We start from the raw sequence: 13,442 nt of genomic DNA on the forward strand, positions 1-13,442 counted from the left end.
CACAACAATAACGAGAACAATAAAAAAACCCATCGGCAGCAACACGATGGGTTTTCTAAAACAGATGACTTAAACGCCATCTTTTTTGGTGATTCGTTATTTAAGGCGCATAGAGTTAATAACGGTTCTCACTCCCGGAACTGTTTGCGCAGTTTTCACGGCTAATGCCGCTTCTTGGTCACTGGAAACAAAGCCACTTAATTGCACCCGGCCTTTGAAGGTTTCAACAGAGATCTGCGTTGATTTAATGTTTTTTTCGCCCAACAGCGCAGCTTTTACTTTCGCAGTGATCACAGAGTCATCAAAATACCCTCCCGTACCTTCCTGAGTGGGTGTCGGGGCACAAGCGGTTAATGTCATGCCCAAAGACATCACAACGCAAATCATCATAAAAAATTTCTTCAGGTTCATTCTGCTTTCCTTACATTATAATTAGTACGATCACCCTGAACGGATGATACCCCCTTTAAAGATTATCCATTTTTCGCCATGCTGCAAGTTACTCCCCTGCCGATTGCGATAAAATACATTAATTTAACCAACAGATAACAGTCAACAAGGGTTCTACCACTTGTAGTAGAAATATTTTCGTCTCAGCGAGAAAAGCACTAACCATCGACACCATATTGAAATATATTTAGAGTGTTAGCACATTTCGAATAATAAATGCGAGTAAGTTAAAAATGAAAATACTGATTTGGATCCTCACATGGATATTCGGCATCGCCTGCGGATTATCGGTAGCCAGCTGGCTTATCGCTAATGAGAAAATAGGTGATGCGATTGTGTTTCTCTATGTCACGAATGGCTTTGCCTTTATTGCCTTTGTCGCGCTGGTTTACCTGGTTATCAAACACCGTATCAACTTGAGTAAAAAATAAACTTTTATTTCACGGCGATAACAATGTGCCGTTGCATTCATGAATATCCAACATGTTGCTCTGGTTCTGAATGAGCCCGGGCAACGCAAACTGGCGGATATAAAAGTCCCATCATTTAGTTATGGGATAATTGTCGTCACTATTGTCACTCAGAACCAGACGCTTACCCTGTATCCCCAAATCCCCCCTACATACAGCATTCATACCAGACTCCCCGGCTCTCTGTACCCAAAATAATTCGAGTTGCGTGCAGGTAGCAAGTGCGAGGTCCCACTAAGCTTGCAAGGATAAGTGATTCAGGTGGATGAATGTAGCCAACGCACAGACAACTTGAAGTATGACGGGTATATATTCAAAAACAGAGGCATGTGATTTTTGTTTCTGCTTGCACCTGCGCACCACTTTCAGTATGTTCCAACCGCGCAGCGTATCTGAGAGGATATAATCTTGCTCTGCGTCAGAAGCGGGTAAATACCCATCTGTAATTGACAATAAATCTCATAAACCAGGGAGAATGTTTATGACCTGTTTGCTGGCTTTGTTCCAGACATCAAGTAACCGCCACTTTATTCCACTCGCAATAATGCGTATCGCCCTCGGTATGTTCTTCTTTGCCTCGGGCTTTAATAAAGTCTTTATACCAGAAAATCAGGCCTTAATGCTGGAAACGATTACGGAAGCAGGCATTCCGTTCCCGGCAGTTATGGCCGTTTTTGTTGCCAGCTGCGAAACGTTATTCGGGTTACTGCTGGCAGCAGGATTCCTGACACGTCTGAACGCACTGGTGCTGATGATAATCAGCCTGGTGGCACTATTTACCGTCGCCTTGCACCAAATCCCGCCAAACCTCAATCTGCTTACTTGGTATAGCTGGCTTTTTTACCTGCCAGAATCTGCCTATATCTTGATTTGTCTGCTGCTGATTGTGCAAGGTGGAGGCCCGCTGAGCCTTGACTGCTCTGTGGCTAAACGTCTTTCCTTACGGGAAGCGAACTCACCTTCCTGATTAAATCGTTCAGGAGAAATGGGAGGGTGAGAATACTCACCTCCCAAATCAAAACCCATCTCAATATCCCGTTTTTTTACTGTTTAGCTGAGAGGGGAGTGGGCTTTCGTGCTATTTTTATCAAACACTCAGAGTTCAATCCTGTGCGCGGTAAGAATAATTTATGCAACAAACTGCTGATTCGATAGCCCGTATATTTTACATGCCATCAGAAGAAATCGTAAACCTTCACTTTACCATAAAAAACAAAGTGTTAGATTATTACGAGTCTGGGTATAATGAAGACAATCTGAACAACGCCATCTGGCTATCAGAAAAAGCCGTCGCGATATCCTCTCTTGTCATGGCTGCAATGATAAATAAGCATAAGCACGACTGCGATGAATATCTCCGGATTATGGGCATGCCGCATCCGGGAATAAAATTCTATTACCCTGCCCACCCCGTAGCAGAAAAACTTATTGCCTTGCTCGAACAACAAGGCAGGATTATGCAAGCTGAATATGTCGCAAACAAAGTCGCTTCTGAGGGCTGGGGATGCGGGAAGTATATAGAACTGTCAGACTTGTGAGTGAATGGCCCAAGTCGCCCGGGCTGGTTTGGATGGTGATGAGCATATAGTCGCCAAGCTTCTTAAACGTAGATTTCGTGCAGTGACTTTGCGTCAATCGCTAGAGAGGATTGAGTTTATAACTGTACTTCGCATGGTTTCATTGCGGAGGAAAAAACCATTGTTTCTTCGTTGTCACTCCAATGGCAATTCCTCCACGCCATTTTTTCCAGGCCAATAAAAAGGGCCGCTGTTTGCGACCCTTGGATGATTTCAGTTATGTGATTACTCAATGTAGCGGCTCCCCGTTCTCAGCCCAGCCTACAGCCATAGCAAGCAGTGCCAATAATTGGTCTTTATCCATTTCAATGTAACCGCCTTTGTTTGAAAGAGATATTATTTCACCATCCTGTAACACTTCAAACCCAGCTGCATTTTCAGTTTCAAAGATAAGCATATTTAACCTCGTGCGTAGTTCCCCGTCAGGTTACCTGAAATTATAGTTCATACCGCCACTGGTTATTTAATAATCGGAAACTTCTTGGTCACTGACTTTTCATGTGCGCGCCTTCAGAAATATCAGCCATACGAGATTCTGGGGCGTCATTATGATGATTCATGATTTAACATCCCTCCGATCGCTGAGCCGTATAGCCACCTTTCACATCTTGCAGTCGGCTTAATCTGTTTTGCTCTGCAATGCGCTATAACGATATGCCACCCTCACCCTCCGCAGTAAACACGAGGATTCAGGCGGGATGTGTTTACCACAGGTGGCGCTTTTTAACGCCGGGCATCGGAAAAGTGAGTGTGTAACGGCGAGGCAGGTCCCATCCCATCGTTCCAAAGCCTCTTCTGGTCGTCCCTTGCCTTATTACCTTAATAAATCATAAGGTATTAAAAGCGTGTCAGTAACGAAAGATACTGGAATATCCATGGCGAAAAAGACTGGGTATGGGGACTCTGATTCTTTAATCATTTCAGCATCAAAGCGTGTTGCTGGATAGACGCCTTCATTCTTGAAGAATGGGTCACGACTGAGAAAAGTGCCACACCCGCTTAAAAACATCGAAATTAAAGCAACAATAATAATCCTTTTCACACTGCCTCCATTGTCATTAACAGACAAAATATAACAGCCAGATTACACCCAGTAAATATGTGGTTAATGCAAAACGAATAAATCAGCGCATCACTTATCATAAATACAGGCTTAATACCAGCAGGAACCCGCTCTCCTTATCATTACGCAGAATAACATTTGATAGATTAAACGAAGTTCGCACTGGCTGGCCTGAGCAACTTTTCTTTATCAGAAGTTCGCAAGGGTGACAGTAAGATTCTTTTTGTTGAGGGGTTTAATGAAGAGGAATTTAACTTAAATTACCCCCTATATACCCCAAGCCTCAAACCAGCAACCATCATTACCTTTAAAATCAAGCAATTAATCAGCCCATTCAGGCTTATTCATAATATGATCCTGCCAGTCGACCACTTCTGACTCTCTGACCGCAATATGACGGACAGAAATACGCTCGCCATGCATTGCTGCTTTAGAGCCGGTTAACAGTGGATGCCAGCTGGGAAGTGATTCACCTTCAGCCAGCAATCGATAGGCGCAAGTGTGGGGTAACCATTCGAAGGTTGGCAAATTATCTCGCGTTAACTTAATACAATCTGGCTCATATTCAAAACGACGTTCATAATTTTTGCACTGGCAGGTTTTGATATTGAGCTGCTGGCAAGCCACATTGGTGAAATAGATTTCATCGGTGTCTTCGTCCATCAGTTTATGAAGACAACACTGGCCGCAGCCATCACACAGCGACTCCCATTCGGCATCACTCATTTCATCAAGGGTTTTACTTTGCCAGAAGGGGACTGCGGTCATAACGGTTCCTGCATAAGATAATTAAAAAGGGTTTCAGGTAATACAAACAGTACTTTATCTACCCGGAATGATTCGAATGCCCCACTGGTGCAGAGTTCAGCGCATCGATGAGCATAAATAAACGCTATGATTGCGATGAGCCGGACACTGGGGACTTGAATCATGACGGATGCAGACAGTATACCTTAAGAAGGCAAGTATTGCCGCCGATTGGCGGCAACAGAGCTATAAAACACGAGTGCTCAGGCTTTTATCCGCAAAAGCGACTTCCAGTTCGTCATTTTTAGCCAGCGGCCCCACACCTTCAGGTGTACCGGTCAGGATAATGTCGCCTGCACGTAGGGTAAAGAATCGACTGGCGTAGGCAATTAGTGGAATGATTTTATGCAGCATATCTGAAGTTGATCCTTGCTGGCGGATCTCACCGTTAATTTTCAGGCTGAGAGGAATATTCTGTGGATCCTGGGTAAATTCACGGGTGGAAATAAAACCAGAAATGGGGCACGAATTATCAAAGGCTTTAGCCTTTTCCCACGGACGCCCTGCTTTTTTCAAATCACTTTGCAAATCGCGTAGCGTCAAATCCAGTGCGATACCATAACCTGCAATGGCCTTAAGAACATGCTCTTCAGTTGCCTGTTTTAACGTTGAACCGATTAATACAGCAAGCTCGACTTCATGGTGAACTTCCCCCAGCCCTTGGGGCAGAGCCAGAGGCTGACGGATATCACATAGCGCTGTTTCAGGCTTAATAAACAACACAGGTTCTTCCGGAGTCTGACTACCCATCTCTTTAATATGTTTAGCATAATTACTGCCAACACAAACAACCTTACTCACTGGGAAATCCAGTACCGCCCCTTGCCAGTCACGATGTTGATACATGATGTCTTTCTCCCCCTGAAATCGCCGTTAATAATGATGTCTGAGTTGCGTTAGCAGAAATAACGAAATGAATATAAAAATACTCACTCTGATGTTCCTGACCGTTGAATAACTATCCCCTAAGACTTTTTCGGAATATTTCCCAAATGCATAGTGAGTAAACTTTCTGGCGGCGGCGGAACCTGTAAATAATAGCCGTCCTGCTCGAGAGCATTTTTAACTTTATCCAGAGAAGCGTTAGCCAATTTTTTACTGCCATCCAGCGGTAATATCATGGCAAGTACTGGCGCGCCGAAACCTTTCATGAGGGCTTCCGGTACGCGTGAAAAATCGTCTTTTTTCTCAACATACAGATATGTTTGGTCGCGCTTCGTACTTCGATAGATCACACAATACATGTTTTTTACTCTGTTTTAGTCGGTCTGTGACTTGCCTGAATATATTGAGAACTATAACATGCCTTGTGTAGTTCGGAATATCGTCCCACAATTGTGGGAATTGAAACTGAATTGAGTAAGGTCAGGATGTCAAATACGCCAATCGAGTTAAAAGGGAGCAGTTTCACACTCTCGGTCGTTCATTTACACGACTCCCGGCCAGAGATCATTCAACAAGCTCTGGAAGAAAAAATAGCCCAGGCACCGGCTTTTTTAAAACATGCGCCAGTGGTATTAAATGTGGCAAGTCTTGAAGCCACGGTTAACTGGCAGCAGATCCAACAGGCTGTGGTCGCCACCGGATTGCATGTTGTCGGGATCAGTGGCTGTAAAGATGCGTCACTGAAAGCCGCAATTACCCATGCCGGATTACCGTTGCTGAATGAAGGCAAAGAAAAAAGAGAGCGTGAAGTAGCTGTACCTGTTCCGGTTCCGGAAACCGTTTCAGTCGCTGCGCCGTCCACCCAAACACGCTTTATTGATACACCGATTCGTTCCGGACAGCGCATTTATGCACAAAATAGTGATTTGATTGTCGCAAGTCACGTCAGTGCAGGTGCAGAATTAATTGCAGATGGTAATATTCATATTTACGGGATGATGCGTGGGCGTGCGCTTGCTGGCGCCAGTGGCAATACTGATACTCATATATTCTGTACTCATCTGAATGCTGAACTGGTTTCTATTGCGGGTGAGTATCGGCTGAGTGATGAAATTCCGACTGAATATTATGGAAAAGCGATTCGCCTGAATCTGATTAAAGGCGCGCTTTTCTTTCAACCTTTATATTAAGCCCTTTATAACAAGGAACTCCTCATGGCACGCATTATTGTAGTTACATCGGGTAAAGGGGGCGTGGGCAAGACCACGTCTAGCGCAGCCATCGCTACAGGATTGGCTCAGAAGGGACATAAAACTGTCGTTATCGACTTTGATATCGGCTTACGTAATCTGGACCTGATTATGGGTTGTGAACGCCGTGTAGTATATGACTTTGTTAATGTTATTCAGGGCGATGCAACATTAAATCAGGCGCTGATTCGTGATAAACGTACTGAAAATCTCTCTATTCTGCCAGCCTCACAGACTCGCGATAAAGATGCGCTGACTCGTGAAGCCGTCGCTAAGGTGCTGGAAGACCTTAAATCGATGGATTTTGAGTTTATCATTTGTGACTCCCCTGCTGGTATCGAAACCGGTGCGCTGATGGCGCTCTATTTCGCTGATGAAGCCATTATTACCACCAACCCTGAGGTCTCTTCCGTTCGGGACTCTGACCGTATTCTGGGTATTCTGTCTTCTAAATCACTGCGCGCTGAAAAAGGTGAAGCTCCTATCAAAGAGCACTTACTTCTGACACGTTATAATCCTGGTCGAGTCAGTAAAGGGGATATGCTGAGTATGGAAGACGTGCTGGAAATTTTGCGCATTCCTCTGGTGGGTGTTATCCCTGAAGATCAGTCAGTTCTGCGGGCATCAAACCAAGGTGAACCCGTGATTCTGGATACCGAGTCTGACGCAGGTAAAGCCTATGCGGATACCATTGAGCGCTTACTTGGAGAAGAACGCCCTTTTCGCTTCATAGAAGAAGAGAAGAAAGGATTCCTCAAACGCCTTTTCGGAGGATAAGTTATGGCACTTTTAGACTTTTTTCTTTCGCGGAAAAAGAGTACGGCTAATATCGCTAAAGAACGTTTGCAGATTATTGTGGCAGAACGTCGCCGGGGCGACAGCGAACCTCATTACTTACCGCAACTGAAACGCGATATTCTGGAGGTCATCTGTAAGTATGTGCAGATAGATCCGGAAATGGTTACCGTTGCTCTTGAACAAAAGGGTGATGATATCTCCGTTCTGGAGCTGAACGTGACGTTACCTGAAACGGATGAAGTAACTAAGTCAGGTTAAACGACGAGTGCCACAGCGTGATAAAAAGTTACCGGAACTATTTAGATTCCGGTAACTTATCTGTTTAATGACCGACCAGTTGCTGATTTAATGCTTCAGCCATCAGTTCTCCACGCCAGCCGCTGACCAGTTCCGGTTGTAACGACTGAGGTTTCAGTTGCCAATGCCAGTTAAGTAATTGGTTGATCTGGCGACGAGAGGCCAGCAGCTCTACGCTTAGTCCGCTGGTTTCACTGACAGTCTGTACTGTCGCCTTAATAGTCTTAAATAATGCCCGGTAACCCGGCATATCCACCAGATTTACCAGTGCGGCCGGTAGTTCACTCTCAGATAAGGCTTCTGCTTCGGCGACCAGACCTATCAGTGTTTTACCGTGAAAACGAATTTCGGTACCGCTGAGTCCCAAGTTAGCCAGTTCGCCGAGAGAACCTGGAAGGTAACGAGCAACCTGCCAGAGATTTTCTTCCCGTAGCACAAAATTCACCGCCATATCCCGCTCGCGCGCGCAGCGCAGCCGCCAGGCCGCCAGCTTTTTCAGGCATGCCAGCTGACGAGGGCGTAGCTGCCAGGCCTGACTAATGTCACGCCAGGCTTCTTCAGGCGTCAGAATATCCTGACGTCGGGCCTGCATCAGGCGACATTCATTAAGCGCGGCAGCCAGCCAGCCCGCCTCTTCGGCTTCGGTAACCAGTTTGTGGGCTATCGGCAGTAAATAGAACACATCCGCCGCCGCATATTCGCACTGGCGTTCTGATAACGGACGTGCCAGCCAGTCTGTACGTGATTCGCTTTTATCCAGCATAATGCCGGTGAAGGACTCAACCAGAGTAGCAAAACCACACGACAGCGGCCTGCCGGTAAATGAAGCCAGAATCTGAGTATCAATAAAAGGTTCGGGCATCATGCCGAAGGTATTCAGAAAAACTTCCAGATCCTCGCTACCCGCATGTAAGAATTTTTGGATCCCGGGGTCCTGTAACAGCACTTTAAACGGAGACCAGTCACTGATTGTCAGAGGATCAATCAAAGAAATGGTTTCACCATCATACATTTGCAACAAACCAAGTTGCGGATAATAAGTGCGCGTGCGAACAAACTCGGTATCCAGTGCTAACGCAGGATACTGCCGGGCAGCTTCACAGACAGCAGCCAGCCCGGCATCAGTAGTAATCATCTGGTAATTCAAATTCTATTCTCTTAGATTTATGCCCGAAGGCAGACTTCTACGCTTAGACTGTATTGTTACCTGTCACACTCGTCTCGTCACGTAGTTCTCGTCGTAAAATTTTGCCAACATTGGATTTCGGCAGTTCAGTACGAAATTCTATCATTTTTGGCACTTTATAGGCGGTAAGATGGCGACGGCAAAAAATGATAAGTTCCTGCTCACTGAGATCGGGTGATTTTTTAACCACGAAGATTTTCACGGCCTCACCTGTAACACCGGCAGGAACCCCTACGGCAGCCACTTCGAGTACCCCTTCGTGCTGCATTACCACTTCTTCAATTTCATTCGGATAAACGTTAAAACCAGAGACCAGGATCATGTCCTTTTTCCTGTCGATAATGCGCATAAAGCCTTGCTCATCAATCTCTACGATATCCCCGGTACGTAACCAACCATCTTTAAGCACTTCAGCCGTAGCTGCGGGTTGCTGCCAGTATCCCTCCATCACTTGCGGGCCTTTAACACAGAGTTCTCCCGGCTCACCTGACGTAACTTCAAGACCATTGTCGTCAATCAGCTTAACATCGGTAGAAGGAACCGGTAAGCCAATAGACCCACTGTGGTAGTTCATATCATGTGGATTGGCGCTGACTAAAGGCGCGCACTCTGTCAGACCGTATCCCTCAAGCAGAAAACGCCCGGTGAGTTTTTCCCAGCGTTCAGCGACGACATGCTGTACCTGCATACCGCCCCCGGCAGAGAGATGCAGAGAGGAAAAGTCGAGCTGCTGGAATGCCTTATTATTTAATAACGCATTAAACAAGGTATTCACGCCAGTCATCGCAGTAAAAGGATATTTCCCCAGCTCCTTCACAAAGCCTGGGATATCACGTGGATTAGTAATCAGCAGGCTACAGCCGCCAAGCTCAATAAAAAACAGACAGTTCACTGTCAGAGCAAAAATGTGATACAGCGGCAATGGAGTAACCACCAGCTCTTTACCTTCTTCAAGCAGTGGACCATAGGCCGCCTTCACTTGCTCCAGGTTGGCCAGCATATTACGGTGGGTCAGCATAGCCCCTTTGGCAACACCGGTCGTACCGCCAGTATATTGCAAAAAGGCCAGATCGGTATTGGCGATATCCGGTTTGAGATACTGCAAACCTTCACCGCTCTGCAATGCCTGACGAAATGAGATAGCTCCTGGCAAATGGTATTTCGGCACCATACGTTTGATATATTTAACGACCAGGTTTACTAACGTCCCTTTTGCTATCGAAAGCCCGTCCCCCAGTCGGGTCAAAATCACATGTTTTACCTGGGTTTGACTGACGACTTTCTCGAGCGTATGGGCAAAATTAGAGACAATAACAATCGCACTGGCCCCGCTGTCACACAGCTGATGCTCCAGTTCGCGCGGGGTATAGAGCGGATTGACATTTACTACCACCATACCGGCGCGTAATACACCAAATAAGGCCACCGGATACTGAAGTAAATTTGGCATCATTAAGGCCACACGATCGCCTTTTTTCAACCCCAGCCCTTGCTGTAAATAGGCGGCAAATGCCCGACTTTGCTCTTCCAGTTTACGGAAGCTCATGGTTTCACCCATATTGATAAAAGCAGGCTTATCAGCATAACGCGCGACCGCTTGCTCAAGCATATCAGTCAGAGACTGGTATCTGTCGGGATTAATTTCTGCCGGTACATCGGCTGGATAGCGGTTAAGCCAAACCTTGTTCAAGGACACACCTCTAATTGCACTGTTTATTGTCATCGCACACCTCGGCCGCACCATTTCATTAACATTATATTAACTCAGCGTACCAGTTTGTTTATTAGCCTGTTCAAAGGTTGCGAAGTACATCACTCATTTTTTGTGAGTGAAAATGACAATAAATCACGGAGTAAGCCGTGATTTAAAACAAAAAACAACAATAAGTTATCAAAAGAAAGCTCAATATATCGAGCCAGAAGCGGATACCTGCTGACTTTATCAGCAGGGAAAGAGCATAATTTCCAGTGATTACTCACGACCTGGCAGTTTTTTCCAGGTCACTTCATTACGCAAATAGACAGGTTCCGACTCTTCAACCGCGACCGCTTTTCCGGCATTAAAAGCCAGAAGGGCCAGAGGCAGCATATCTTCAGCTTCTGGCAGGGTCGTTTCACCATCACGGATCTGTAGACCGCTTTGACTTGCCATATCAGGCCAGGCCTGCCAGCCGGTCCCCACAATCGCCCACTCTCCGCTCAGTCCGGCTAAACGTTTGGCAACAGCGTCAGGTTTTAATACTGCTTCGCTCTCTTCACCCTGCCAGACACCAGCTTCATCCCGCACGTATTCTGCCCAATAAACCTCTCCCATACGGGCGTCTATCGCTGCCAGTACCCGAGTTGCCCCAGTGCGGCGCCATGCCCCCTGTGCCATCGTTGCCAGTGTCGAGACACCGACCATCGGCAATTCTGCTCCGAGGGCAAGTCCCTGAGCAATACCAATGCCGATACGTACGCCGGTAAAACTTCCCGGCCCACGACCATAGGCCAGTACATCAATATCCGCTAACCGAGTTTCGGCACGGTCCAGGATATCACGCACCATCGGTAGGATCCGTTGCGTATGTTCACGCGGACAGAGTTCAAATTGGGCGTAACACGCCTCAGGGTCTTGCAGTGCAACGGAACAAGCTTCAGTTGCGGTATCGATGGCTAAAATTCGCATGCCTCGAGCCTCTGGCAAAAATAAGTTCAAAAAAACGGCGCGTAGCATACCATAGCTTGGCGATAATTACCGCTCAGGGAGGGTGTTAAGGAATGCAACAGCGCGATTAATATCCCGCGTCCGGGGAGCCGGCGGTAAACTGTTAAGAAAGACGCCACCATAAGGCCGCATCACCAGCCGGTTATCGCAGATAACAATCACCCCGCTATCCTCAACGTCACGAATTAATCGCCCGACACCTTGTTTTAGCTGAATAACGGCATCCGGCAGCTGAATTTCAGCAAAGGGATCGCCGCCACGTAGCTGGCAGTCTTCCATACGGGCCTTCAGTAATGGATCATCAGGTGAGGTAAAGGGAAGTTTATCGATAATCACCAGTGACAGGGCATCACCGCGAACATCCACCCCTTCCCAGAAACTGCTGGTCGCAACCAGCAGAGCATTACCGGCCTGAACAAACTGTTCGAGTAACTGCCCTTTACTGGTCTCTCCCTGGAGCAACACCGGTAATGTCATAGTGGCACGAAACTGTTCAGCCAGATCGCGCATCATGGCATGCGAAGTGCATAGCATAAAACATCGTCCATTATTCGCTTCAATTAACGGACGCAACAAATGGGCTAACTGCTTTGCGCCATGAGGACGATTAGGTTCAGGTAACCCACGAGGGACACAGAGCAACGCCTGTTTTTCATAGTCGAACGGGCTGGCAAGCAACAAGCTTTCTGCTTGCTCAATGCCCAGGCGTTCGGTGAAGTGACTGAGTTTATCGTTCACCGATAAGGTTGCAGAAGTAAAGACCCAGCTGGCCGATTTTTCGCTGATCACCTCTTTAAACTTGTCAGCCACCGAAAGTGGCGTTAACGCCAGCGTAAAATGACGGGCGTTACATTCGTACCAATAGCTATATCCGGGCTGATTAACCTCTTTCAGTCGTTTAATTCGCCCACGATAAATAACCGCTCTCTCAAAAGCCGCATCCAGCAGGGCTGACCGTCCGAGTGAGAGTTTTGCCACGTCATGACACAGTTCGAGGGCATCATCCAGTAACAGTAACGATCGTTGAATCGCGGGTTCTGCCAGTACGGTACGCAGATTTCCCCGGTAGCCTGGCTCACCCAGTTGCAGACGAAAATCCTGCGCCCGCATAGCCAGACTATCAGCACTTTTTTGTAGCTGCTGTACGTCACGTACCTCTGTTCGGTAGGCAATAGAAATATCTTTGGCAAGATCCAGTAACTGACGGCTGCTCAGCGACTGGCCGAAGTACTGGCTGGCAATATCGGGAATTTGGTGCGCTTCATCGAAAATAGTGACATCCACCGCCGGGATCAGTTCAGCAAAACCGCTCTCTTTCACCACCATATCAGCCATAAATAAGTGATGGTTGACCACCACTAAGTCGGCATCCATCGCTTTTTTACGCGCTTTGACCACAAAGCACTCTTTATAGACCGGACAGTCCTGGCCGAGACAGTTATCATTGGTACTGGTGACCAGTGGCCAGACGGTGGAATCCTCAGCCACTGCACTGCAACTACTGATATCCCCCTCTTCTGTGGCACTGGCCCAATGCCGTAAATGTGCGATATCGCTCAGAAGTTCTTCCGCCAGACCACCTCCGGTCAGCACTTGCTGTTCAAGTCGTTCAAGACAGAGATAGTTAGAGCGCCCTTTCAGCAGAGCAATGCGGCCAGTAAAAGAGAGTGCGCTGGCAATCGTGGGTAAGTCACGTGAATAGAGTTGATCTTGCAGTGCTTTGGAGCCCGTTGAGATAATAACTTTTTTTCCGGAGCGTAATGCCGGGGCCAGGTAGGCGTAGGTTTTACCCGTTCCGGTACCCGCCTCCACTACCAGCGTACCGCCTTGAGCAATGGTTTTCGTTACCGCTTCCGCCATCTGCCGTTGCGCTTCGCGTGGTTTAAACCCCGGAATAACATTCGCCAACTGGCCATCTTGCGCAAAATCGTCCGTCACATTACCCCCTGGTT

The 13,442-nt window shown here is 47.1% G+C and carries 16 protein-coding genes; 6 read left to right on the top strand and 10 right to left on the bottom strand.

The window, feature by feature from the left end; genetic code table 11:
* Positions 1–96: 96 nt before the first annotated feature.
* Positions 97–411, bottom strand: coding sequence for a BON domain-containing protein (locus Q1A40_RS19750; RefSeq protein ID WP_300004213.1), 315 nt, complete (start codon positions 409–411; stop codon positions 97–99).
* 272 nt (positions 412–683) lie between these two features.
* Here Q1A40_RS19750 and Q1A40_RS19755 point away from each other — a divergent pair, with 272 nt between their 5' ends.
* The 3 genes from Q1A40_RS19755 (at position 684) to Q1A40_RS19765 (ending at position 2,458) form a co-directional block, all read left to right on the top strand.
* Positions 684–881 carry a hypothetical protein gene (locus Q1A40_RS19755; RefSeq protein ID WP_300004216.1) on the top strand — a complete coding sequence of 66 codons (198 nt, stop codon included), beginning with the start codon at positions 684–686 and terminating at the stop codon, positions 879–881.
* A gap of 520 nt (positions 882–1,401) precedes the next feature.
* Complete coding sequence (locus Q1A40_RS19760) at positions 1,402–1,887, top strand: DoxX family protein (RefSeq protein ID WP_300004218.1); 486 nt, start codon at positions 1,402–1,404, stop codon at positions 1,885–1,887.
* 163 nt (positions 1,888–2,050) lie between these two features.
* Complete coding sequence (locus Q1A40_RS19765) at positions 2,051–2,458, top strand: hypothetical protein (protein WP_300004221.1); 408 nt, start codon at positions 2,051–2,053, stop codon at positions 2,456–2,458.
* Between the two features lie 268 nt (positions 2,459–2,726).
* Here the strand turns inward: Q1A40_RS19765 and Q1A40_RS19770 are convergent, their stop codons facing one another.
* The 5 genes from Q1A40_RS19770 to Q1A40_RS19790 all read right to left on the bottom strand — a co-directional run bounded on the left by Q1A40_RS19770 (position 2,727) and on the right by Q1A40_RS19790 (position 5,611).
* The gene (locus tag Q1A40_RS19770) at positions 2,727–2,894 is read right to left on the bottom strand and encodes a hypothetical protein (protein ID WP_300004224.1); all 168 of its coding nucleotides are present in this window, start codon (positions 2,892–2,894) and stop codon (positions 2,727–2,729) included.
* Between the two features lie 417 nt (positions 2,895–3,311).
* Complete coding sequence (locus Q1A40_RS19775) at positions 3,312–3,539, bottom strand: YceK/YidQ family lipoprotein (protein ID WP_300004227.1); 228 nt, start codon at positions 3,537–3,539, stop codon at positions 3,312–3,314.
* 342 nt (positions 3,540–3,881) lie between these two features.
* Positions 3,882–4,328, bottom strand: coding sequence for a YcgN family cysteine cluster protein (locus Q1A40_RS19780; protein WP_300004230.1), 447 nt, complete (start codon positions 4,326–4,328; stop codon positions 3,882–3,884).
* A 225-nt stretch (positions 4,329–4,553) separates the two neighbouring features.
* Complete coding sequence (locus tag Q1A40_RS19785; RefSeq protein ID WP_300004233.1) at positions 4,554–5,213, bottom strand: fumarylacetoacetate hydrolase family protein; 660 nt, start codon at positions 5,211–5,213, stop codon at positions 4,554–4,556.
* A 119-nt stretch (positions 5,214–5,332) separates the two neighbouring features.
* On the bottom strand, positions 5,333–5,611 hold the full coding sequence (locus Q1A40_RS19790; protein WP_300004236.1) for a YcgL domain-containing protein: 279 nt from the start codon (positions 5,609–5,611) through the stop codon (positions 5,333–5,335).
* A gap of 126 nt (positions 5,612–5,737) precedes the next feature.
* Here Q1A40_RS19790 and minC point away from each other — a divergent pair, with 126 nt between their 5' ends.
* The 3 genes from minC to minE are packed head-to-tail and all read left to right on the top strand — an operon-like array spanning position 5,738 to position 7,558.
* A complete protein-coding gene (minC, locus tag Q1A40_RS19795; RefSeq protein ID WP_300004239.1) occupies positions 5,738–6,442 on the top strand; it encodes a septum site-determining protein MinC in 705 nt (234 codons plus the stop codon).
* Between the two features lie 24 nt (positions 6,443–6,466).
* The gene (minD, locus tag Q1A40_RS19800; RefSeq protein WP_300004242.1) at positions 6,467–7,279 is read left to right on the top strand and encodes a septum site-determining protein MinD; all 813 of its coding nucleotides are present in this window, start codon (positions 6,467–6,469) and stop codon (positions 7,277–7,279) included.
* Positions 7,280–7,282: 3 nt separating this feature from the next.
* Positions 7,283–7,558, top strand: coding sequence for a cell division topological specificity factor MinE (gene minE, locus Q1A40_RS19805; protein WP_300004245.1), 276 nt, complete (start codon positions 7,283–7,285; stop codon positions 7,556–7,558).
* Between the two features lie 64 nt (positions 7,559–7,622).
* Here the strand turns inward: minE and rnd are convergent, their stop codons facing one another.
* The 4 genes from rnd to Q1A40_RS19825 all read right to left on the bottom strand — a co-directional run bounded on the left by rnd (position 7,623) and on the right by Q1A40_RS19825 (position 13,428).
* Positions 7,623–8,732: a ribonuclease D gene (gene rnd, locus Q1A40_RS19810; RefSeq protein WP_300004248.1), complete on the bottom strand. Its 1,110-nt coding sequence runs from the start codon at positions 8,730–8,732 to the stop codon at positions 7,623–7,625.
* 55 nt (positions 8,733–8,787) lie between these two features.
* The gene (gene fadD, locus Q1A40_RS19815) at positions 8,788–10,473 is read right to left on the bottom strand and encodes a long-chain-fatty-acid--CoA ligase FadD (protein ID WP_300004251.1); all 1,686 of its coding nucleotides are present in this window, start codon (positions 10,471–10,473) and stop codon (positions 8,788–8,790) included.
* A 282-nt stretch (positions 10,474–10,755) separates the two neighbouring features.
* Entirely contained in the window at positions 10,756–11,451 is a 696-nt protein-coding gene (gene tsaB / locus Q1A40_RS19820; protein WP_300004254.1) for a tRNA (adenosine(37)-N6)-threonylcarbamoyltransferase complex dimerization subunit type 1 TsaB, read from the bottom strand.
* Positions 11,452–11,517: 66 nt separating this feature from the next.
* On the bottom strand, positions 11,518–13,428 hold the full coding sequence (locus Q1A40_RS19825; RefSeq protein ID WP_300004257.1) for an ATP-dependent DNA helicase: 1,911 nt from the start codon (positions 13,426–13,428) through the stop codon (positions 11,518–11,520).
* Positions 13,429–13,442 lie beyond the last annotated feature (14 nt).

The organism is uncultured Cedecea sp., assembly GCF_947498825.1.
Classification (GTDB): domain Bacteria; phylum Pseudomonadota; class Gammaproteobacteria; order Enterobacterales; family Enterobacteriaceae; genus JGM124.